At 73.8% G+C, this 21592-nt stretch carries 24 protein-coding genes and 1 rRNA gene; 23 read left to right on the top strand and 2 right to left on the bottom strand.

The window, feature by feature from the left end; genetic code table 11:
• Both rrf and Q7T67_RS19170 read left to right on the top strand, forming a co-directional pair.
• Window positions 1-92 (top strand): 5S ribosomal RNA (gene rrf, locus Q7T67_RS19175); the annotation flags it as partial.
• Window positions 93-198: 106 nt separating this feature from the next.
• Window positions 199-1143 (top strand): DUF389 domain-containing protein, encoded by a 945-nt coding sequence (locus Q7T67_RS19170; RefSeq protein ID WP_304793653.1) that lies wholly within the window; start codon window positions 199-201, stop codon window positions 1141-1143.
• A 48-nt stretch (window positions 1144-1191) separates the two neighbouring features.
• On the opposite strand, the gene Q7T67_RS19165 is transcribed toward Q7T67_RS19170, so the two are convergent.
• Window positions 1192-2298, bottom strand: coding sequence for an isocitrate/isopropylmalate family dehydrogenase (locus tag Q7T67_RS19165; RefSeq protein ID WP_304793650.1), 1107 nt, complete (start codon window positions 2296-2298; stop codon window positions 1192-1194).
• Between the two features lie 231 nt (window positions 2299-2529).
• On the opposite strand from Q7T67_RS19165, the gene murA reads away from it, so the two are divergent.
• The 8 genes from murA to hisF all read left to right on the top strand — a co-directional run bounded on the left by murA (window position 2530) and on the right by hisF (window position 9907).
• Entirely contained in the window at window positions 2530-3840 is a 1311-nt protein-coding gene (gene murA / locus Q7T67_RS19160) for a UDP-N-acetylglucosamine 1-carboxyvinyltransferase (RefSeq protein ID WP_304793649.1), read from the top strand.
• 204 nt (window positions 3841-4044) lie between these two features.
• Window positions 4045-5100: an ATP phosphoribosyltransferase regulatory subunit gene (locus tag Q7T67_RS19155; RefSeq protein ID WP_304793646.1), complete on the top strand. Its 1056-nt coding sequence runs from the start codon at window positions 4045-4047 to the stop codon at window positions 5098-5100.
• On the top strand, window positions 5097-5732 hold the full coding sequence (gene hisG / locus Q7T67_RS19150; protein ID WP_304793643.1) for an ATP phosphoribosyltransferase: 636 nt from the start codon (window positions 5097-5099) through the stop codon (window positions 5730-5732). The genes Q7T67_RS19155 and hisG overlap by 4 nt, the downstream gene beginning before the upstream one ends.
• A complete protein-coding gene (gene hisD / locus Q7T67_RS19145; protein ID WP_304793640.1) occupies window positions 5722-7002 on the top strand; it encodes a histidinol dehydrogenase in 1281 nt (426 codons plus the stop codon). The genes hisG and hisD overlap by 11 nt, the downstream gene beginning before the upstream one ends.
• Window positions 6999-7598 (top strand): imidazoleglycerol-phosphate dehydratase HisB, encoded by a 600-nt coding sequence (gene hisB, locus Q7T67_RS19140; RefSeq protein WP_304793637.1) that lies wholly within the window; start codon window positions 6999-7001, stop codon window positions 7596-7598. The genes hisD and hisB overlap by 4 nt, the downstream gene beginning before the upstream one ends.
• A complete protein-coding gene (gene hisH / locus Q7T67_RS19135; RefSeq protein WP_304793634.1) occupies window positions 7595-8335 on the top strand; it encodes an imidazole glycerol phosphate synthase subunit HisH in 741 nt (246 codons plus the stop codon). The genes hisB and hisH overlap by 4 nt, the downstream gene beginning before the upstream one ends.
• The gene (hisA, locus tag Q7T67_RS19130) at window positions 8332-9069 is read left to right on the top strand and encodes a 1-(5-phosphoribosyl)-5-[(5-phosphoribosylamino)methylideneamino]imidazole-4-carboxamide isomerase (RefSeq protein WP_304793632.1); all 738 of its coding nucleotides are present in this window, start codon (window positions 8332-8334) and stop codon (window positions 9067-9069) included. The genes hisH and hisA overlap by 4 nt, the downstream gene beginning before the upstream one ends.
• 4 nt (window positions 9070-9073) lie before the next feature.
• The gene (hisF, locus tag Q7T67_RS19125; protein ID WP_304793629.1) at window positions 9074-9907 is read left to right on the top strand and encodes an imidazole glycerol phosphate synthase subunit HisF; all 834 of its coding nucleotides are present in this window, start codon (window positions 9074-9076) and stop codon (window positions 9905-9907) included.
• A 76-nt stretch (window positions 9908-9983) separates the two neighbouring features.
• Here the strand turns inward: hisF and Q7T67_RS19120 are convergent, their stop codons facing one another.
• Entirely contained in the window at window positions 9984-11330 is a 1347-nt protein-coding gene (locus Q7T67_RS19120) for a PQQ-binding-like beta-propeller repeat protein (protein ID WP_304793626.1), read from the bottom strand.
• A gap of 24 nt (window positions 11331-11354) precedes the next feature.
• Between Q7T67_RS19120 and pgeF the strand changes: the two genes are divergently transcribed.
• The 13 genes from pgeF to Q7T67_RS19055 all read left to right on the top strand — a co-directional run bounded on the left by pgeF (window position 11355) and on the right by Q7T67_RS19055 (window position 21582).
• A complete protein-coding gene (pgeF, locus tag Q7T67_RS19115; RefSeq protein ID WP_304793623.1) occupies window positions 11355-12134 on the top strand; it encodes a peptidoglycan editing factor PgeF in 780 nt (259 codons plus the stop codon).
• Window positions 12122-12796, top strand: a complete 675-nt coding sequence (locus tag Q7T67_RS19110; RefSeq protein ID WP_304793620.1) for a YggS family pyridoxal phosphate-dependent enzyme — start codon at window positions 12122-12124, stop codon at window positions 12794-12796. Before pgeF ends, Q7T67_RS19110 begins: the two co-directional genes overlap by 13 nt.
• Window positions 12797-12947: 151 nt before the next feature.
• Complete coding sequence (locus Q7T67_RS19105) at window positions 12948-13526, top strand: cell division protein SepF (protein ID WP_304793617.1); 579 nt, start codon at window positions 12948-12950, stop codon at window positions 13524-13526.
• Between the two features lie 70 nt (window positions 13527-13596).
• Entirely contained in the window at window positions 13597-14361 is a 765-nt protein-coding gene (locus tag Q7T67_RS19100) for a pyrroline-5-carboxylate reductase (RefSeq protein ID WP_304793614.1), read from the top strand.
• 5 nt (window positions 14362-14366) lie between these two features.
• Complete coding sequence (locus Q7T67_RS19095) at window positions 14367-14678, top strand: YggT family protein (RefSeq protein ID WP_304793611.1); 312 nt, start codon at window positions 14367-14369, stop codon at window positions 14676-14678.
• On the top strand, window positions 14665-15204 hold the full coding sequence (lspA, locus tag Q7T67_RS19090) for a signal peptidase II (RefSeq protein ID WP_304793609.1): 540 nt from the start codon (window positions 14665-14667) through the stop codon (window positions 15202-15204). Before Q7T67_RS19095 ends, lspA begins: the two co-directional genes overlap by 14 nt.
• A complete protein-coding gene (locus tag Q7T67_RS19085) occupies window positions 15201-16157 on the top strand; it encodes an RluA family pseudouridine synthase (protein ID WP_304793606.1) in 957 nt (318 codons plus the stop codon). Before lspA ends, Q7T67_RS19085 begins: the two co-directional genes overlap by 4 nt.
• A gap of 199 nt (window positions 16158-16356) precedes the next feature.
• Window positions 16357-17301 (top strand): 30S ribosomal protein S2, encoded by a 945-nt coding sequence (gene rpsB / locus Q7T67_RS19080; RefSeq protein ID WP_304793603.1) that lies wholly within the window; start codon window positions 16357-16359, stop codon window positions 17299-17301.
• Window positions 17302-17313: 12 nt separating this feature from the next.
• A complete protein-coding gene (gene tsf, locus Q7T67_RS19075; protein ID WP_304793600.1) occupies window positions 17314-18186 on the top strand; it encodes a translation elongation factor Ts in 873 nt (290 codons plus the stop codon).
• A gap of 28 nt (window positions 18187-18214) precedes the next feature.
• Window positions 18215-18949: a UMP kinase gene (pyrH, locus tag Q7T67_RS19070; protein WP_304793597.1), complete on the top strand. Its 735-nt coding sequence runs from the start codon at window positions 18215-18217 to the stop codon at window positions 18947-18949.
• Window positions 18950-19025: 76 nt separating this feature from the next.
• Complete coding sequence (gene frr / locus Q7T67_RS19065) at window positions 19026-19583, top strand: ribosome recycling factor (protein WP_370695427.1); 558 nt, start codon at window positions 19026-19028, stop codon at window positions 19581-19583.
• Window positions 19583-20311 (top strand): polyprenyl diphosphate synthase, encoded by a 729-nt coding sequence (gene uppS / locus Q7T67_RS19060; RefSeq protein WP_370695425.1) that lies wholly within the window; start codon window positions 19583-19585, stop codon window positions 20309-20311. The genes frr and uppS overlap by 1 nt, the downstream gene beginning before the upstream one ends.
• Window positions 20311-21582: a phosphatidate cytidylyltransferase gene (locus Q7T67_RS19055; RefSeq protein ID WP_304793588.1), complete on the top strand. Its 1272-nt coding sequence runs from the start codon at window positions 20311-20313 to the stop codon at window positions 21580-21582. The genes uppS and Q7T67_RS19055 overlap by 1 nt, the downstream gene beginning before the upstream one ends.
• Window positions 21583-21592 lie beyond the last annotated feature (10 nt).

Here is a 21592-nt window from a genome sequence, read left to right as displayed (position 1 = left end):
CACCTCTTCCCTTTCCGAACAGAGCAGTTAAGCCCCTCAGCGCCGATGGTACTTGGCTCGCAAGGGCCTGGGAGAGTAGGTCGCCGCCGGAATTAGTGTGTGAAGCGCCCCGCCGAAAGGCGGGGCGCTTTGCGTTTCAGGCCGCATCGGAGCGCCCTGTCGGTGACGTGCGGGCCGGCGTGCTCTAGGCTCGCCCGCGTGATCCACGTCCGACTGACCGTGCCGCGCGCGCTCGTCGACGACGTGGCCGCGGTGCTCATCGACGATCCGTGCGTGGTGCACGTCGTTCGACACCGCGACGCCGCGTTCGATCCGGACGGGGACGCGTTCTCGGCGGACGTGCCCAAGGAGCACGCCTCGGTCCTCGTGCACCAGCTCCGCGAGCTCGACCTCCATCTGCAGGGCGGCATCATCCTGGAGGACGGTGGCGTGGCCGCGGACCAGGCGTCCGAGGAGGCGGAGCGGCGCGCGCGGGGGAGCTCCGCCGACGGTGTGGTGTGGGAGGACGTGGAGGCACGCAGCGGAGAGGCGGCCGAGCTGTCGCGCTCGTTCCTGTGGTTCATGGGCCTCGGCACGGTGCTGGCGACCGTCGCGCTGATCCTCGACAGTCCGGTCCTCATGGTCGGGGCGATGGTCGTCGGTCCGGAGTTCGGACCGATCGCCGCCGCGTCCGTGGCGCTGGCGGATCTGCGTGGCGGTCTGGCCTGGCGGTCCGCCCGCGCGCTGGCCGTCGGTCTGCCGTTCGCGGTGGTCGTGGCGTTCGCCTTCGCCTGGATCGGCAAGGTCGTGGGGATCGGGCCCGACGAGCTCTCGAACGTGTCGCAGTCCCTCGCGGTGACCATCGCCCGTCCCGACGCCTACAGCGTGGTGGTGGCCGTGGCCGCCGGCGCTGCCGGTCTCCTGTCGATGACCACCGCGAAGTCGGGGGCCCTGGTCGGCGTCCTCGTGAGCGTCACGACGTTGCCCGCCGCCGCGAACATCGGCCTGGCCGTCGCCTACGGGGATGCGGACGGTGCGCTGGGGTCGCTGGCCCAGCTGGTCCTCAACGTCGCCCTGATGTTCGCCGCCGGCGTGCTCACGCTCGTCCTGCAGCGCCGGGGCTACGAGCACCGTCTCCGCCAGGAGGCCCGTCGCGAGCGGTGATCTCCGCGCCGGTCGCCCGGCGGCGGACCTCTCTGATCCCCCGGAGTCTCAGTGGCTGCCGAGCGACGCCCAGACGTCGATCTTCGTGCGGACGCGGCCGATGACGTCGTCGGTGACCTCGGTCGTCGACGACGAACCGCCCAGGTCCGAGGTCTTGACGCCGGCCGCCGCGCCCTCGAGGACGGACTCGTAGATCGCGCGCGAGGCCACGTCCGCGGCCTCCACGCCATGGATCTGGGCGCCGTAGTGCAGGACGGCCGCGTTGGCGAGGATCATCGCCATCGGGTTGGCCACGTCCTTGCCCATCAGGGACGGCGCGGTGCCGTGGGGCGCCTCGGCCATCGCCACCCGCGGGCTGAAGTCCGTGTCGAACGCCAGGAGGGTGGACTCCGCGCCGGCGATCGAGCCGAAGAGCGGGAGGACGAGGTCCGAGAGGCAGTCGCCGTCGCGGTTCAGCGCCGGGATGACCAGCGGTCCGTCGGCGTCGCCGGAGACGAGGCCGGCGTAGGTCGCGTCGATCAGCACGGGCTGGTAGCGCACGTCGGGATTGGCCGCCGCGGCGCGGTCGAGCTCCTCCTTCAGCATCCCCTCGTAGACGGGGGAGACGGTCCACTTGGGGCCGCCGTAGACCCGGCCGCGCATCTTGATCGCGGTGCGGAACGCGTACTCGGCGACCGCGCGGCAGGTCCCGCGGTTGATCTTCTCGGTGCGGTAGGCGATCTCCTCGAGCTCGCCCTCGCCGCCCTCGCGCCACTGCTTCGCCCCGTAGGCGTCGTCGACGGCCATGCGCACGACGGAGATCGGGAAGTGGATGCCGGCCGCGGGCGTCACGCCCGGGATGCGGCGGCCGGTGCGGATGATGACCTTGCCGTCGACCTCCTCGCGCAGGATGCGGTTGGGGGAGCCGACGTCGTCCTTGCCCTCGGGCGTCACCGTGGCGGCCTTGACGCCCAGGCCGCTCTCGCGCATCGCCTTGGCGGCGTCGTGGACGATCTGGTTGCCCGTCTCGCGCCGCTTCTCCAGGCCCAGGTCGTAGCGATCCAGCTGCACGTCGAACCCCAGGACCTCGCGGTCGAAGATCCTGATCGACTGATCCAGCAGCTCCTGACCCGTCTCGTCGCCTTCGAGGATGGTGATCGTGAGGGAGTCGCTCATGTCCTTCGAGGGTAGCGCCGACGCGGCGGGATCCCCAGGCCCGAGCCGTCCCGCCCCTCCGATCGTCGCGTCGTGTGACCGACCTCCGGAGCGTCCCCGCGTCGACCCTCCCCGGCTCGCGGGCACCCCGGCCGCGGGCCGGGGCGGTGCTAGCCTCTCCCGCTGGTCCGTGGGCGGACGATCGCGGGCGCAACGGCCCCCGCTTGCGCCTCGACACCGGACCCCGTTCCCATGGAGAAGTTCGTAATCGACGGCGGTCGCCCCCTCTCGGGCACCGTCCGCCCCGCCGGAAACAAGAACGGCGCCCTGCCGATCCTCGCCGCCTGCGTCCTGACGAGCGAGGACGTCGTCATCCGCAACGTGCCGCGCATCCGGGACGTGCAGTCGATGATCAACCTCCTCGAGGGGCTGGGCGTCACCGTCGAGTGGCTCGACGACCACGCCGTGCGGCTGAACGCCGGCGGCCTGCGCGCCGAGGACGGCCTTCGCCGCGAGGACGCGGAGCGCATCCGCGCGTCGTTCCTGCTGGCCGGCCCGCTGCTCGCCCGCTTCGGCCGTTGCACGATGCCGCCGCCCGGCGGGGACGTCATCGGTCGCCGCCGCCTGGACCCGCACCTCGACGCCTTCCGGGCCCTCGGTGCGCGGCTGGACCTCGGCCGCGACATCGAGATGTCCGCCCCGGCCGGCGGTCTCGTCGCCGGCGAGATCTTCATGGATGAGCCATCCGTGATGGCGACCGAGAACGCCCTGCTGGCGTCCGCGCTGACCCCCGGCCTCACCGTCATCGGCAACGCCGCCTGCGAGCCGCACGTCCAGGACCTCGCGCGCATGCTCGTCAGCATGGGCGCCACGATCGACGGGATCGGCTCGAACGTCCTGCGCGTCCAGGGCCAGGCCGAGCTCACCGGCTGCGACCACACCGTCGGACCCGACCACATCGAGATCGGCTCGTTCATGGCGCTCGCCGGTGTGACGGGCGGCGAGGTCCGGATCACGGACGTCGCCCCCGACGACCTGCGGATGATCCGCCTCGTGTTCGGCAAGATCGGTCTGCACTCGGAGATCGACGGGACCACCGTCCTCGTCCCCGGCGGGCAGGACCTGCGGACGGCCCGCGACGTCGGCGAGCACAAGATGAAGGTCCAGGACGGGCCCTGGCCGGCGTTCCCGGCCGACCTCACGTCGATCGCCGTCGCCCTCGCCACCCAGGCGAAGGGCTCCGTGCTGATCCACGAGTGGATGTTCGAGAACCGCCTGGTCTTCACCGACAAGCTCGTCGGCATGGGCGCGGACATCACCCTCTGCGACCCGCACCGCGCGATCGTCTCCGGCCCCTGCGGCCTGCACGGCGAGCGGATGACCTCTCCCGACATCCGTGCCGGGATGGCGCTGCTGATCGCGGCCCTCTGCGCCGAGGGCCGCAGCACGATCCACAACGTCGACCAGATCGACCGCGGCTACGAGGCCATCGACGAGCGCCTGCGCAACCTCGGCGCGGCGATCGAGCGCGTCCCCGAGGACGCCGAGGTCGCGATCGGCTGAGCCGGAGGGGCCCGGCTCCCGCCCCGGGCGTCCCGGGTGCGGGCCGCGCCTCGGGTGTGGCGTGGCCCAGGGCACCCGGAGGGTCACGCCCGAGCGCGGCGCGCGAGCATCCGCGCACCGCCGGGGGACCCGAACCCGCGCGCCGGTGCGGGTCGGCCGGGACCGCACGTCGCTCTCGGGCGAGAGCAGGGATGATCCCTCTCGATGACGCTGCCGATCCCCAGCGGCACGCGGGACGTGCTGCCCGACGAGATGCGCGAGCGCCACGGCGTGGTCGCCGCGCTCCGCGACGTGTTCACCTCCCACGGCTACGGCGAGGTCTCGACCCCGTCGGTCGAGTACGCCTCCGTGCTCGAACGCGCCGGGGTCGGCGCCGGGGCCGGCGCGGCCGACCCGCGCTTCCGCTCCGTCGACGAGCACGGCGAGACGCTCGTCCTGCGCTCGGACATGACGGTGCCGATCGCCCGCCTGGTCAGTGCCCGCTTCTCCGACGCCCCGGTGCCGATCCGCCTGAGCTACCAGGCGCACTGCTACCGCAGCATCGTCCCGGGACGCGGCCAGTCGCGCGAGGTGCTGCAGGCCGGCATCGAGCTCGTCGGCGCCGGGGCCCCCGACGGCACCGCCGAGGCGCTGACCGTGCTCGTCGGCGCGCTGAAGGCCGTGGGTCTGGACGACGCCCGCGTGGCCGTCGGCGACGCCTCGATCTTCCCCGAGCTGCTGGCCGGTGCCGGCGTCGACGAGGCCCGCCGGGCGGCGATCCTGCACGAGCTGTCCACCCGCGACCTCGTCGGGCTCGAGCGCGAGGTCCGCGCCGCCGTCGACGGGGAGACCGCGGCGATGCTGCTGCACCTCGCCTCGCGGCGGGGCGGCCCGGAGCTGCTGGACGCCCTGACCGACCCGCGGGCGATCGCGGCGACGGAGGGCGTGCGCCAGATCGTCGACGGGGTCGACGCCGACGTCCGCTCCCGGCTGATCCTCGACCTGGGCCTCACGCTGAAGCTCGGGTACTACACCGGGGCGGTCTTCGAGGTCTTCGCCCCGGGGCAGGGCCACGCGATCGGGGGCGGCGGACGCTACGACGACCTGCTCGGCCGCTTCGGCCGGTCGCTCCCCGCCGTCGGCTTCGCGCTCGACGTCGACGCGCTGCACACCGCGCTGGTCGGCAAGTCGCGCGGCTCCTGGCGCGTCGGTCTGCCCGCCCCGGCGCCCGGTCTCGACGCCGTCCCCGGCCCCCCGAAGCCCACCGAGGTCCCGTCGTGAACCCGTTCGGCCTGCGCATCGCCGTGCCCCGCGGCGTGATGATGGGGGAGACGCTCGACGCCCTGGACCGCGTCGGGGTCGACACGCGCGAGGTGCGCGAGAACGACCGCAAGCTGCTGTTCGACGACGCCGGCATCGTCACGATGCGGCCCTCGGACGTGCCGACGTACGTCGAGAGCGGCGCCGCCGACATCGGCGTCACCGGCAAGGACGTCCTCATGGAGCAGCGGACCCGCGACGTCGTCGAGCTCGCCGATCTGGGCTTCGGGCCGTGCCGCATGGTGCTCGCCTCGATCGCCGGCGACGCCGACCCCGCCGAGGAGGCGCTCCGTCGCCTCGGCGTCATGCGGGTGGCCACGAAGTACGTGACGATCGCGACCCGGTACCTCGAGGCGACGGGCCGCCAGGCCGAGATCGTCAAGGTCAACGGGTCCGTCGAGCTCGCCCCGCTGACGGGCATGGTCGACGCGATCGTCGACCTCACCGCCACCGGCACCACGCTGCGCGAGAACGGGCTCGTGATCCGCGAGGAGATCGCCGCCTCGACCGCGCGACTCATCGCCAACCCCGCGACCCACCGGCTCAAGGCCGAGGCCGTCGACCGCCTGCGGGAGGCTCTCGTTGCCGGTTGAGCGCCTCCGCGTCGGCAGCGTCGACGAGGCCGCCGACGCCGCGGCCCGTATCCGTGCGCTGGTCCCCGGCGGCGGCCACGTCGCAGAGGGCGTCGCCGCGCTGATCGCCGACGTGCGGGCCCGCGGCGACGCCGCGCTCCTCGAGCACGCCGGGCGCTTCGACCGCTTCGGTGACGCGCCGCTGGAGCCGCTGGTGGTCCCGGACGCCGAGCTCGACGCCGCCGTCGCCGGGCTGGACCCCGAGCTGCGCGCCGCGCTGGAGCTCGCGATCGAGAACGTCGGCCTGGTCGCCGCCGCCACGGTGCACGAGGACCGCGACGTCGTCCTGCCGCAGGGGCAGCGCGTCCGCGTCCGCGAGGTGCCCGTCCGCCGCGCCGCCGTCTACGTCCCCGGGGGCCGCGCGCCGTACCCGTCGACCGCGATCATGGGCGTCGTCGCCGCACGGGCAGCCGGCGTCGACGAGGTGGTCGTCGCCACCCCCTCCGACGACCCCGTCCTGCGTGCGGCCTGCCGCCTGGCCGGCGCGGACCGCGTCTACCGCTTCGGCGGTGCGCACGGCGTGGCCGCGCTCGCCCTGGGCACCGAGACGGTCGCCCGCGTCGACGTCGTCGTCGGTCCCGGCAACCTCTGGGTCCAGGAGGCCAAGGCCCAGCTGGCCGCGGAGGTCGGCATCGACGGCTTCGCGGGGCCCAGCGACCTGCTCGTCCTCGCCGACGGCAGCGCCGACCCGCACCTCGTCGCCCTCGACCTCGCCGCCCAGGCGGAGCACGGCGACGGGTCGCTCGTCGTCCTCGTGACGGACGCCCCGGCCCTGCAGGACGCGGTCTGGGCGCTCCTGGAGCCGGGTGTCGGGGGCAGCGCGCCGACCGAGCAGACCGGTGCCGCCTACGCCTGCGTGATCGTGCCGGACCCCGTCGTCGGCCTCGCCGTGGCCGACGCCTTCGCCGCCGAGCACCTCGAGCTCGTGGGACCGACCGTCGAGCCGCTCGCCGGGGACGTCCGCAGCGCCGGGTGCGTGTTCGTCGGTGCCGCCGGGGCGACGGCGTTCGGCGACTACGTCGCCGGAAGCAACCACACGCTGCCCACGGACGGCGCGGCCCGGTACGCATCGACGCTGTCCGCGCGGACCTTCCGCCGGACGATGAACGAGGTCCACCTCGGCGACGCCGGTCCGGCGCTCGCGGGGGCCGGGATCCGCATCGCGGACGCCGAGGGCTTCGTGGTGCACGCGGCATCGATGCGCGCCCGGCAGAATGGGTCGTCCCGATGACCCGCACCGCCACCATCCAGCGCTCGACCGGCGAGACGCGCATCGAGCTCGAGCTGGACCTCGACGGCTCGGGGACCGGGACGCGCACGACGGGCGTCGGCTTCTTCGACCACCTGCTCGAGCTCTTCACGCGCCACGCCGGGGTCGACCTGCGCGTCGCCGCCGAGGGCGACCTGCAGACGGGCAGCCACCACACCGTCGAGGACACCGGTCTCGTGCTGGGACAGGCGCTGACGGAGGCGCTCGGCGACCGCGTCGGCATCCGTCGCTACGGGTCGGCGACGATCCCGATGGACGAGGCGCGGGCCACCTGCCACGTCGACCTCTCCGGCCGGCCGTTCGTCGTCTTCGAGGACCACGGCCTGCTGCCGCCCGGGGTGACCGGCGGGTTCGAGCACGAGCTGCTCGAGGAGTTCGTCCGCGCCGTCGCGGCCACGTCGCGGTCGACGATCCACCTGGAGATCGAGGTCGGTCGCGGCGCGCACCACATGATCGAGGCGGGGATCAAGGCGCTCGCGCGGGCGCTGCGCGTGGCGGTGTCGATCGACCCGGACGAGCGCGGCGTCCCGTCCACGAAGGGGACGCTCACCGGATGAGCGCCGCCCCGGCGCAGGACGACCGCACCGCCGGCCCGGGCAGCACCGCCGCCGCACCGGTGGGAGCGGACGTCCCCGGCGCCTCCGTGCGTCCACCCGGCGACGGTCCACGGCCCCGGATCGTCGTCGTCGACTACGGCGTCGGCAACCGGCGCAGCGTCGAGAAGGCCCTGGAGCGCGCCGGCGCGGACGCCGTCGTCACCGACGACCGGGCGACCATCGCCGCGGCCGACGGCCTGGTGCTCTGCGGCGTCGGGGCGTTCCCCGAGGGCGCCCGGCGGCTGCGCGAGTCCGGCCTCGACGAGGTCGTCCGGGACCGGGTCGCCGACGGCACACCGCTGCTGGGCGTCTGCCTCGGTATGCAGCTGCTGTTCGAGCGCTCCGACGAACGCGGCGGGGCCGCCGGCCTGGGACTCCTGCCCGGACCGGTGCAGGGCCTGACGCCGGCGCTCGGCCTGAAGCTCCCGCACATCGGCTGGAACTCCGTCACCTGGTCGGAGGGCACGACGTCGCCGCTGCGCGCCGGGCTGCCCGACGGCGCGGCGTTCTACCACGTGCACTCCTTCGTGGCCCGGCCGGAGGACCCCGCCGACGTCGTCGCGCGCGGCGACTACGGCTCCCCGTTCGTGACCGCGGTCAGCCGCGGCCACGTCCACGGTGCCCAGTTCCATCCCGAGAAGTCGTCCACGGACGGCCTGCGCGTGCTGCGCGGGTTCGCCGTGGCCTGTACGAGGTGACCGACGTGATCCTGTACCCCGCCATCGACATCCTCGACGGTCAGGCGGTGCGCCTGGTGCGCGGGGACTTCGACGAGTCGACCGTCTACCGCGACAGCCCGCTCGAGGCCGCCCGCTCCTGGGTCGAGGCCGGCGCACGCTTCCTGCACATCGTCGACCTCGACGGGGCGAAGACCGGCACGCCCGCGCACCTCGACCAGCTCGCGGCCATCACGGAGGAGCTCGACGTCCCGGTCCAGTGGGGCGGGGGCCTGCGCGACATCGAGTCCGTCAAGGCGGCGCTCGCCGCGGGAGCCGAGCGGGTGATCCTCGGCACCGCCGCGATCACCGACCCGGACTTCCTCGACTCCGTCCTGGGCAGCCACCGCGACCGCGTGATGGTCTCCGTCGATACGCGCGGTGGCAAGGTCGCGACGAAGGGCTGGCTCGAGACCACCGAGATCGACGGCGCCGAGGCGATCATCCGGCTGCAGCAGCGCGGCGTGCGACGGTTCGTCTACACCAACGCCGACCGCGACGGCCTCGAGCAGGGCCCGGACATGGACGAGGTCCGCCGGATCTCGCAGGCGGTCCGCGGCTCGTGGATCTTCTCGGGCGGCATCGGCACCGCGGACCACCTGCGCGAGCTCGCGCAGGCACGCCTGGTCAACCTCGGGGGCGTCATCACCGGCAAGGCGCTGTACGAGAAGCGCTTCACGATCGCCGAGGGCCACGCGGCCCTGCAGGACCGCTAGGGGCGTGCACCTCAAGCGCGTCATCCCCTGTCTGGACGTCGACGCCGGTCGCGTCGTGAAGGGGACGAACTTCGTCGGCCTGCGCGACGCCGGGGACCCGGTCGAGCTGGCCGCCCGCTACGACCTCGAGGGTGCCGACGAGCTCGTCTTCCTCGACATCACCGCGACGAGCGACGGGCGGGGCACGATCGTCGACCTGGCGCGCCGTGCCGCGGACGAGGTCTTCGTGCCGTTCACGATCGGTGGTGGGATCCGCACCGTCGAGGACGCGCAGGCGGTCCTCGACGCCGGGGCCGACAAGGTCGCGGTGAACTCCGCCGCGGTCGCGCGCCCGGAGCTCCTGACGGAGATGGCCGACCGCTTCGGCTCGCAGTGCGTCGTCATGGCGATCGACGCGAAGGGCGTCCCGGGGACGACCCGCGGGGCGACGTGGTCGACGGCGGACCTGCGGGAGGAGGACCTCGTCGAGGGCGACCCGTGGGAGGTCTTCGTGGCGGGCGGCCGGAAGCCGACCGGCCGCGGGGCGGTCGCGTGGGCCCGCGAGGCGGTCGAGCGCGGGGCGGGGGAGATCCTCCTGACCTCGATGGACGGCGACGGGACGACCTCGGGCTACGACCTGCCGCTGACCCGCGCGATCGCGCAGGCCGTCCCGGTCCCGGTGATCGCCTCGGGCGGGGCCGGCACGCTCGACCACCTCGTCGAGGCGCTGGAGGCCGGCGCGGACGCCGCGCTGGCCGCGTCGATCTTCCACTTCCGGACGTTCTCGATCGCCGAGGCCAAGGAGCGGATCGCCGCCGCGGGCATCGGCGTCCGGCCGTACCGCGAGCCGACGCTCTAGTCGCCGCCCGGTCCTGCCGCGCCGCCCGGTCCTGCGGCGCCGCCCGGCCCTGCGGCGCCGACAGGCTCCGGGCCGCTCAGCCCGTCCCGCGACGCCGGGCCGCGGTGCGGAAGGACTCGTCGTCCCGACGCACCTGTCGGCCGGGGACCAGGTGGTAGACGGAGGTGTACGTGTCGATGTAGAGCCTGCGGCCGTCGGAGATGCCCGGGTCGAACGCGCCGCTGCGGTGGCTGTAGAGCAGCGCCCCGTCGGCCGCCCGGCGGATCCCGAGGGTGCGACGGCCGAGGTTGGCGTACATGACGAGGTCGCCGACGACGGTGATGCCGCCGGAGACCCTGCCGCCGAGGCTCTTCGTCCACCGCGATCGCCCCGTCCGGGCGTCGTAGGCGTAGAGGTTGCCGCCGTAGGAGCCGACGAAGACCGTCGGCCCGCGACCGGCGACCGGGGCGACCGCCGGGGCCGAGTAGACGAAGCCCTTCGTCCGCCGTCGCCACGCCAGCCGGCCGGAGCGCTCCCCGACCGCGGCGACCGACCCGTCGACGTTGCCGACGAAGACCCGGCCGTAGGCCACGGCGGGGGTGCTGTAGAGCCGTCCGCCGAGATCCGTCGTCCACCGCCTGCGGCCCGTGCGCAGCCAGATCGAGTGCATCGTCCCGGCGTAGTCGCCGACGTAGAGCGCGTCACCGTCGAGCGCGACGGCGGCCTTGACGGGGGCGCCCGCGCGGTAGCGCCACATCACCCGACCCGAGCTCCGCTGCAGCGCCAGGACGTCCCCGTCCTCGGTGCCGAAGATCATCCGGTCCGGGGTGAGGAGCGGGGAGGACTCCGTGCGCCCCGCCAGCCGGACGCGCCACACCCGGTGGCCGTTGGTGCTGCGCAGCGCGACCGCCTCCCCGCCCTTCACGAAGCGGTTGCGGCGCAGGACCGTGGCGTAGACCCGGCCGGCGCCGCAGGCCGGGGCGGACGCGGCGAGGCTGCCGATCCGCTTCGTCCACGCGACCTTCCCCGTCCGGCGCTCGACGGCGCGCAGGACGCCGTCGTTGCGCAGGGAGTAGATGCGTCGGCCGCAGAGAACCGGCGGGAACTCGAGGAGGACCTTGCCGGTGACGCCCCAGCGCTCGGTGAACGGCGGACGCACCGGCTCGGGTCCGGCGAAGGGCAGGTAGCGCGTGCGCTGCGGGTTGCCACCGTAGACGGGCCAGTCCGCCCCGTCGTCGTAGCGGTCCTCCGCGTCCTCCGGCGCCCGCTGCGTCGTCGTCCCCGACTCCTGCCCGCCGGCGAACTCGACCGACGGGTCCGAGACCTCGTCCGGGCCGCGGGTGACGACGAACGCGGCGGCGGCACCGAGCACGACGAGCAGCGCGAGGAGGGCGCCGCCGATCCGGAGCCGGCGGCGGCGCGGATCGGAGGACGAACCGGCCATCGGGACAGGGTACGGTCCCTCGTCGTGCCCGGTCCCACCCGCAACGAGCCGTTCGCCGCCGTGCTGCGGGACGTCCCCGACGGCGGGCTCGCGTGCGAGCTGCCCGGGGCCCGCGTCCACTTCACCGGGCGCCGCGGCGGGGTCTCGGCCGGGGCGTTCTCGTCGCTGAACCTCGGCTCGTGGACGACGGACGACCCCGACCACGTGCGCGCCAACCGCGACCGGCTGGCCGCGCTGGCCGCGACCCGCCGCGACCGGCTGGCCCAGCCGCACCAGGTCCACGGCACCGACGTGCTCGTCGTGCGCGGCGACGACGACCTGCCCGGCCCCGACCTGGAGCGCGTCCGCGACGCCGACGGCGTGGCCACCGCACTGCCCGGCGTCCCCTGCGTGGTCCTCTGCGCCGACTGCCTGCCCGTGGCGCTCGTGGCCGACGGCGCCGTGGCGATGGTGCACGCCGGCTGGCGCGGCCTCGTCGGCGGGGTGCTCGAGGAGGGCGTCCGCGGCCTGCGGGCCGCCGGCGGGCGCGGTGCGGTGACGGCCGTGGTCGGCCCGGGGGCGGGTCCGTGCTGCTACGAGGTCGGTGACGAGGTCCACGACGCCCTGGCGCCGCTCGGTCCGACCGTGCGCGCCGGCCGCAACGCCGACCTGCCCGAGGCGGCCCGGCTGCGGCTGCTCGCCGCCGGGGTCGACCGGGTCGTCGTCGCCGGGATCTGCACGATCTGCGCTCCCGAGCGCTTCTTCTCCCACCGGCGCGACGCCGGGAACACCGGACGACAGGCAGGTGCCGCGTGGTTGACGTGATCCAGGACCTCGACCCGGACGCGGTCGCGAGACGGCTGGGGGAGGTCCGCGAGCGGATCGCCGCCGCGTGCGCCCGTGCCGGCCGCGATCCCGACGACGTGGACGTGCTGGCCGCCACGAAGTACGTTGCGGCCGACCAGATCGGCAGGCTCGCCGCCGCCGGGATCGTGCTCGCGGGCGAGAACCGCGCGCAGTCGCTCGCCGAGAAGGTCGGCCGGCCCGGTGCCGAGGGACTGCGGTGGGAGTTCATCGGCCACCTGCAGTCGCGGAAGGTCGCCGACGTGCTCCCGCACGTCAGCCGCATCCACTCCGTGTCGACCGACAGCGTGCTCGGCCGCCTCGAGCGGCACCACGACCTCGCGCGGCCCGGACTCGACGTCCTGATCGAGGTCAACGTCGCCGGCGACGACGCGAAGGAGGGCATCGCCCCCTCCGAGCTGGCCGGCGTCATCGAGCGGTGCCCGGTGCCGGTCGCCGGCCTGATGACGATGCCGCCGCACGCGGACTCGCCCGAGGACAGCCGCCGGTGGTTCGCCGCGCTCCGGGACCTTGCGGCCGAGCACGGCCTCGGGGTGCTCTCGATGGGCACCACCCAGGACTTCGAGGTCGCCGTCGAGGAGGGTGCGACCGTCGTGCGCCTGGGCAGCGTCCTCGTCCGCTGAGCACCCGGACGACGTGCGCCGCGTCCCGCGGTCCGGCCGACCCGCCCGCCCTTCCGCCCGCCCGTCGCGCCGTCCTGGGGCCGTCGTGTGACGAATGGTTTCGACGTGGCGGGGAGGAACCGGCGCTTCGTGGGAGAATCAACCGCCAGTCATGGCCCTCCGCGACACTTGGCACAACGTACTCGTGTGGTTCGCCCTCGCTGAGGAGCGCGATCCCTACGGTGACGCCTACGACGACGATCCGGAGGACGTCGATCGCCGTGAACGCGTCCGCGAACCCGTGAGGGAACCCACGCCCGTGCGCAGGATCGACCGCGCCCGCAGGCGCCGCGAGGACTTCGACGACATCTTCAGCGACGAGGACGCCGCTCCCGCCCGCTCCGGCGGAGCGCACCTGCGCCCCGTCGGCGGCACGTCCCGCCCCCAGGCCAACAACGGCGGTCCGGGCGGGGACGTCCGCGTCCACCTCGTGCTGCCCAAGTCGTTCAACGACGCCCAGCAGATCGCGGACCGCTTCAAGGACGGCATCCCGGTCGTCATCAACCTGCAGACGTCCGACACGGAGCTCTCGAAGCGGCTGATCGACTTCGCCTCCGGCCTGACCTACGCCATGGACGGCGGGATGCAGCGGATCGCCGACAAGGTCTTCATGCTCACGCCCGCCAACGTCTCGATCTCCGCGGAGGAACGCGCGCAGCTGATCGAGAAGGGCTTCTTCAACCAGAGCTGAGCAGGGGCCGGGCCCCGGAGGGGGTCCGGGAGGTCGCCCCTCGCGGACCGGTACCGTTCCCAGGCGACACATGCGCTTGGGACTCCTCGGATCGGGCAACATGGCCTCCGCGCTGGCGCGGGGCATCGGCGAGCCCGCGCTCTGCTTCGACCCGGTCGCCGACCGCGCCCGGGCGCTCGCCGAGGAGCTCGGCGGCGAGGCGGTGCCGGACGCGAGGACCCTCGCCGAGCGCGCCGACGTCGTGGTGCTCGGGCACAAGCCCGGGCAGCTGCTCGGCGCCGCGCGAGACGCCGCGGGCGCCCGTGCCGTCGTCTCCATCCTCGGCGGCGTCACCGTCGCCCAGCTGCGCGACGCCTACCCCGACCGCCCCGTCGTCCGCCTGATGCCCAACACGCCCGCGGGCGTGGGCAAGGGCGTCGTCGCCGTCGCGATCGAGGCCGACGCCCGGCCGACGGACGAGGAGACGGCGATCCGGACCGAGCTGCTCGACCTGCTGCGCCGGTGCGCCACGGTCGTCGAGCTGCCCGAGGCGCAGATGGCCGGGGCGACCGCCGTCTTCGGCGTCCTGCCGGCCTACGTCAGCCTGTTCGCCGAGGCCACCGTCGACGCCGCCGTCCGCCACGGCATGACCCCCGACGACGCCGGCCGCATGGTCGCCGCCGGCATCGAGGGGTCCGCGGCCCTGCTGCGCGCCCAGGACCACGACACGCTGGCCGTCCGCCGCGGCGTGACCTCGCCCGGCGGCTCGACCGCCCGCGGGCTCCGCGCCCTGGACCGCGGCGGGCTGCGCGAGGCCGTCCAGGACGCCTTCGACGCCGTGGTCGACGTCTCGTGATCCCCGTGAGCACCACCATCGCCCTCGCCAGCGCCCGGACGGAGGTCGCCTCGTTCCTCGAGGCGCTGATCCAGGTCTACACGCTGTGCGTCATCGCCTACATCCTGCTGTCGCTCGTGCAGAGCGCCGGGATGCGCGTGCCGTACAACGTCGTCACCAGCGCGATCTTCAAGTTCTTCAACGACGCGGTCGAGCCGTTCCTCGCGTTCTTCCGGCGGTTCATCCCGCCGCTGGGGCCGTTCGACCTCTCGCCGATCGTGGCGATCCTCCTCCTGCAGATCGTCGGCGGCATCGTGGTGTCCCTTGTCCGCGGCTGAGCGACGCGCCCCGACCCGGGACGAGCAGCGCGCGGGCAGCCTCGCGCTCCGCCGCGTCCTCGCGGTCGGCGCGACGGTCCTGATCGTCGACCAGCTGACCAAGCGCCTCGTCGTCGGATCGATCGATCGCGGGGAGCGGATCGAGGTCCTCCCGGTCCTCGACCTGACCTACGTGCGCAACGAGGGCGTCGCGTTCTCGAGCTTCGCCGGCCAGCCGTGGATCGTCGGGCTCCTCGTGCTCGGGGCGCTCGCGGCCCTGACGTTCTGGTTCCTGCGCAACCGCACGGTCAAGCTGGCGTGGCTCGCGGCGGGCATGCTCGCCGGCGGCGCCATCGGCAACGTGCTGGACCGCGTCGTCGAGGGCGCGGTCATCGACTTCCTCAAGCCGCCGCACTGGCCCGCGTTCAACCTGGCCGACATGGCGATCGTCGGCGGGATGATCCTGCTGGTGATCGTCGTCGAGCTCGAGAACCGCCGGACCACGGCGGCCGAGAGCCGACCCGAGACCCGCGCACAGCGGGGATGACCGCCACACGCATCACCGTCCCCGTCGACCAGGACGGGGCGCGGCTCGACGTCGTCCTCGCCGAGGTCTGCGGCTCCCGCTCGCGCGCCCAGCGCGCCATCGCGGAGGGCGGCGTGCGGATCGACGGCGAGCCCGCCGACCCGGCGCAGAAGCGCCATGCCGTGCGCGCCGGACAGGAGCTCGAGGTCGAGTTGGGGGCGCTGGTCCAGACCGTCGGACCCGTCCGCCACGACGCGCCCGACGTCGACGTGCTGTGGGAGGACGAGCACCTGCTCGTCGTCGACAAGCCCGCCGGGCTCCTCGTGCACCCCGGTGCCGGCCACCACGAGGCGACGCTGGTGGACGCGATCGCCGGGCGGATCACCGCGGACCTGCCGCCGGGTGGCGACGCGGAGCGCCCGGGCATCGTCCATCGCCTGGACCGCGAGACCTCGGGGCTCTTGATCGTCGCGCGCCAGGAGGCCGCCCACCGCGCGCTGCAGGAGGCGATCCGGGAGCGCGAGGTCACCCGGGAGTACCTCGCCCTCGTGGACGGTCGTCCCGACGCCCGCACGGGCACCATCGACGCGCCGATCGGCCGCGACCGCCACGTGCGCACGAAGCACTCGCTCGACACGGACACCCCGCGCCGGGCCGTCACGCACTTCGTGCTGGAGGAGGCGCTGCCGCGCACCTCGCTCCTGCGGGTGACCCTGGAGACCGGGCGCACCCACCAGATCCGCGTGCACCTCAAGGCGATCGGGCTGCCGGTCGCCGGCGACCCGGAGTACGGCCGCTCCGGCGGCGGCGCCGCGGGGCCCGCGGGCGCCCACCCGCTCGGCCTGGAGCGCCAGTTCCTCCACGCCGCGCGCCTGTCGTTCACGCACCCCTTCACGGGGGAGCCGGTCGAGGTGCGCTCGCCGCTCCCGGCCGACCTGGCGGGCGCGCTCCAGCTCGCCCGCGGCGGCGCCTGAGCTCCGCCCGGCGGCCTCGGCGTGACCGCCGGAAACGGCGCCACCGGCTAGAGTTCTGATCACGCGCGTCCGTCCGGACCCGCACCTGAACGTCCATTCCTACCCCGCCGGGTTCCCCCGGAACGTCCCTGCCCGACCCGTCGGGAACGCGTTCCGGTCCAGCGGGATCCTGTTTCTCCGCATTCCAAGGGAAGTACCCATGTCCGAGATCGGCATCAAGGATCTGCTCGAGGCTGGCGTCCACTTCGGGCACCAGACCCGCCGTTGGAACCCGCGCATGGCGCGGTTCATCCACGGCGAGCACTCCGGCATCCACGTCATCGACCTGCTGCAGACGGTCGATCTGCTCGCCCAGGCGCAGGCCTTCGTGTCCGACATCGCCCAGCGCGGCGGCACGGTCCTCTTCGTCGGCACCAAGCGCCAGGCCCAGGACGCCGTGCGCGAGTCGGCCGAGGCCGCCCGCATGCCGTACGTCAACCAGCGCTGGTCGCCGGGTCTGCTGACCAACTTCCAGACGTCGAGCAAGCGCATCAAGACGCTGAACGACCTCGAGCGCCTCGAGGCCGAGGGCCAGCTCGAGCTGCTGCCGTCGCAGGAGCGCATCACGCGCCGCAAGGAGCTCGCCAAGCTCCAGATCAACCTCGGCGGCGTGAAGGACCTCCGTCGCGCCCCCGACGCCGTCTTCGTCGTCGACGTGAACTCGGAGAAGATCGCGGTCGAGGAGGCCTCGAAGCTCCGGATCCCCGTCATCGCGCTCGTCGACACGAACGTGAACCCCGACGGCGTCGACTTCCCGGTCCCGGGCAACGACGACTCGATCCGCGCCTGTGCCGCGATCGCCGGCGCCATCGGTGACGCCGCCGCCGGCGGTGCCGCCGCCTGGTGGGAGGCCGAGGAGGCCCGCCGCACCCGCGAGGCCGCCGAGAAGGAGCAGCGCCAGGCCGAGGACGCCGCCAACCGCGAGGCCGAGGACGCCCGCCGCCTCGAGGCCGAGGAGCAGAGCGCCGCCGCCGCCTCCGCGCAGGAGGCCGCCCAGGCCGCCGCCGACGAGTCCGCCGCGCAGGCCGCAGCGGAGCAGCAGGCCGCCGCCGCACCCGCGGAGGCCGCACCGACCACCGACGCCCCGGCGCCCGCCGCCGAGTAAGCAGGAGACCGCATGAGCACCACGATCACCGCGGCCGACGTCAAGGCCCTCCGCCAGCGCACCGGCGCCGGCATGCTGGACTGCAAGAAGACCCTGCAGGAGGCGGACGGCGACATCGAGAAGGCCGTCGAGCTGCTGCGCGTCAAGCTCGGCAACAAGGTCGGCAAGCTGGCCGACCGCGAGACCTCCGAGGGCACCGTCCAGGCGTTCGTCGCGGCCGACGGCAAGCGGGGCGTCCTCGTCGAGGTCGACTGCAACACCGACTTCGTCGCCCTCAACGACGACTTCGTCGCCTTCGCCAAGCGCATCGCCGAGCACGTGGCCAAGGACGGCAACCCCGGTCCCGTCGACGTGAAGGTCCTCCTCGACGAGGAGATCGCCCCGGGTCAGACGATCGAGGCGCTGCGCGCCGACCTCTCGGCCACCACCGGCGAGAACGTCGTCATCGGTCGCGCCGACCGCTTCGTGGTCGACGGCGAGGGCGCCCTGGCGGCCTACATCCACGCCACCGGCAAGGTCGGCGTCGTCGTCCAGGTCGGCGGTGCCTCGGGCACCGAGGCCGCGGCGTTCGCCAAGGAGGTCGCGCTCCACGTGGCCGGCACCCCCGCGACGAAGTACGTCTCCTCCGACGACGTGCCGCAGGACGAGAAGGACGCCGAGCTGCGGGTCTACGCCCAGCAGGCCGAGGCCGAGGGCAAGCCCGAGCAGATCCGCGACAAGATCGCCCAGGGCAAGCTCAACAAGTGGTTCAAGGACATCGCGCTCCTGCCGCAGGAGCACATCAACCCGGACAAGCACGACGGCAAGACGATCGATCAGCTCCGCAAGGCGCTGTCGGACGACGCCACCGTCGCCCGCTTCACCCGGTTCCAGGTCGGCGCGTAGCCCTCAGGGCGGGCGGGGACGAAATCAGATGACCGACCCCGCGACGACGGCGTTCAAGCGCGTCCTGATCAAGCTGTCCGGCGAGTCCCTGATGGGCGAGCGGGACTACGGCACCGATCCGGAGCGCCTGGCCGCCGTCGCCGCGTCGATCAAGGACGTCCACGACCTGGGTGTCCAGATCGCGATCGTCGTGGGGGCGGGCAACATCTACCGCGGCATGGCCGGCGCCGCCGCGGGCATGGACCGCGCGACCGCCGACTACATGGGCATGCTCGCGACGGTCCTGAACGCGCTGCCGCTGCAGGACGCCCTCGAGAAGCTCGGGGTCGTCACGCGGGTGCAGAGCGCACTGGACATCACCGAGGTCGCGGAGCCCTACATCCGCCGTCGCGCCGAGCGGCACCTCGAGAAGGGTCGCGTCGTGATCTTCGCGGCCGGCACCGGCAACCCGTTCTTCACGACCGACACCGCCGCCTCGCTGCGCGCGGCCGAGGTCCACTGCGAGGCCATCCTGATGGCCAAGAACGGGGTCGAGGGCGTCTACACCGCGGACCCGCGCACGGACGACACCGCGCAGCTGATCACCGAGATCACGCACATGGAGGCCATCGAGCGCCGCCTGCGCGTCATGGACTCCACCGCGCTGACGCTGTGCATGGAGAACCGCCTGCCGATCCACGTCTTCAACATGGACGACGAGCGCAACATCGTCCGGATAGTCTCGGGCGAGCGCATCGGCACGCTGGTCCACACCCCGGCGTGATCCCCGGCTCCGGCCGGCCCGTCGTCGCCCATCCGTCGTTCACCACCGAAGAGGTCCCCTGATGCCCGACGACTCCATCATCGACGAGCTGCTCGCGGACGCCGCGGAGCGCATGAAGAAGGCCGTCGAGCAGACCAGCGGGGAGCTCGCCACCGTCCGCACCGGCCGGGCGAGCCCGAACCTGCTGGACCGCGTCGTCGTGGACTACCACGGCGTCCCCACGGCCCTCCGCCAGCTCGCGCAGATCGGCGCACCGGAGGCCCGTCTGCTGACGGTCCAGCCGTACGACCCGTCCTCGATCAAGCAGATCGAGAAGGCGATCTCCGACGGCGACCTCGGCGTCACTCCGTCCAACGACGGCAAGGTCATCCGCCTCGGCATCCCGGAGATGACCGAGGAGCGTCGCAAGGAGATGGTCAAGACGGCCCGCAAGATCGGCGAGGAGGGGCGCATCCGCGTCCGCAACGTCCGCCGCGACGTGCTGTCGGACCTGCGCACCTACAAGACCGACGGGGACATCGGCGCCGACGACGAGCACCGCGCCGAGGCCGAGCTGCAGAAGGTCACCGACGAGGCCATCGCCGGGCTCGACGCGCAGCTGAAGGCCAAGGAAGCCGACGTCCTCGAGGTCTGATGCCCGGTCGCCCTCCCACCGCCGAGCCGACGCCCGGCCCCGCGGACACGGACGCCGCGGAGCGTCCACGGTCCGTGGCGATCATCACCGACGGCAACGGGCGCTGGGCCCAGGGTCGCGGCGTCTCGGTCGCCGAGGGCCACCGCGCCGGGGCGGACGTCGTCCGGGCCCGCCTGCGCGACGCCGCCGAGCTCGGGATCGAGGAGCTGACGGTCTTCTCGTTCTCCACCGAGAACTGGAGCCGCCCGCCCGCAGAGGTGCAGGCGCTGATGGCGATGTTCGGCGAGCGGATCGACCGCGAGACGCCCGAGCTGATCGAGGAGGGCGCGCGCATGCGCTTCATCGGCCGACGCGAGGGCGTCGATCCCGCGCTCGTCGAGAAGATGGACTGGGCGGAGCAGCAGACCGCCGGCGGCGAGAGCATCACCCTGGTCGTGGCGTTCAACTACGGCGGGCGCGCCGAGATCCTCGATGCCGCCGCGCGGTACGAGGGCGGGGGCGAGGACGCCTTCCGGGCGCTCCTCTACGGCCCCGACCTGCGCGACCCCGACCTGCTGATCCGGACCTCCGGTGAGCAGCGGGTCAGCAACTACCTGCTGTGGCAGTGCGCCTACAGCGAGATCGTCTTCGCGCCCGAGCTGTGGCCCGACTTCGACCGCCCGGCGTTCGAGCGCTGCCTCGACGCCTACGCCACCCGCGACCGGCGCTTCGGCGGGCGGGTCGGCTGATGCCCGCCCCGCGCCGCCCCACGGGCGACGACGTCGACGACTTCGACGACCGGGACGACCGGGAGCGCGCCCCGCGGCGCATGCCCCCCCGCGGCCGGCAGCGCGAGGCGCGCTTCGAGCTCGAGTTCGGCGACTTCGAGCCCGCCGAGCGGCCCGACCGCACCCGCACGGGCGGGTCCCGCGACGACCGGACCCGCACGGGCGACCGCACGCGCGGGACCGTCAGCGGCACCTACGACCCGGTCGACCCACTGCCCCGCAGCCGGCGGCCGCGCGACCGCGACCTCCTCGCCGACGAGTCCGGCACCTACGACGTGCGGCTCGAGGACCGCGACCGGCGCACCCGCCGGCGGGTCGCCGAGGTCGAGGCCGCACCGGCGGCACGGTCCTCCCGCGACGCGGTCGAGACCGAGATCGAGGCCCTCGAGCGCTTCGAGGACGCGATCGAGAGCGTCCGCTCACCGTCGGACCGCGGCGGCGGCAGCGACCTCGGCGCCCGCGTCCTCGTGGCCATCCCGGCCGCGATCGTCGCGATCCTCCTCGTCGCCGCGGGCGGCCCGGTCTTCGTCGCCGGCATCGTCGCCTTCGGGCTCGTCGGCGTCTGGGAGCTCACCCGGATGTTCGAGAAGACGCGCCCGTCGCTGTTCGCCGGCGGGGTCGGCGTCCTGGCGGTGATCGTCTCCGCCGCGCTCTGGGACCGCGAGGGCATGCTCACGGCGCTGGTCGCCACGGTGCCCATCGTCTTCCTCTCCGTCGCGCTGTCGCACCCGAAGGGCAGCATGCCCGGGGTCGCGGTGACGATGCTCGGCATCGCCTGGATCGGTCTGGCGCTGGGGCACGTCGTGCTGCTGCGCGACAGCGAGCACGGCGCGGGCATCGTCGTCGACGTCCTGATCGGCACGTTCCTCGGCGATACCGGGGCGTACCTGGGCGGCCGCATGTTCGGCAACCGCAAGCTGTGGCCGAGGATCTCGCCGAACAAGACCGTCGAGGGCCTCCTCATCGGCGTCGTCGTCGCCGTCGCCGCGACGTGGTTCGCCGGGCTCTACCAGGACTGGCTGAGCGGCACGGACGCCCTCCTGCTGGGTCTGGCCGTCGCCGTCGTCGCCCCGCTCGGCGACCTCTTCGAGAGCTTCCTCAAGCGCGACGCCGGCACGAAGGACGCGGGAGGCCTCTTCGGCGTCCACGGCGGGGTGCTCGACCGCCTCGACGCCGCGATGTTCGCCGTCGTCGCGGGCTACTACGTGTGGCTCGCGATGGGCATGGCATAACGGGGGAGGG

Source organism: Patulibacter sp., from assembly GCF_030655195.1.
Classification (GTDB): Bacteria; Actinomycetota; Thermoleophilia; order Solirubrobacterales; family Solirubrobacteraceae; genus Patulibacter.
This window is presented reverse-complemented; position numbering and strand designations above follow the sequence as displayed.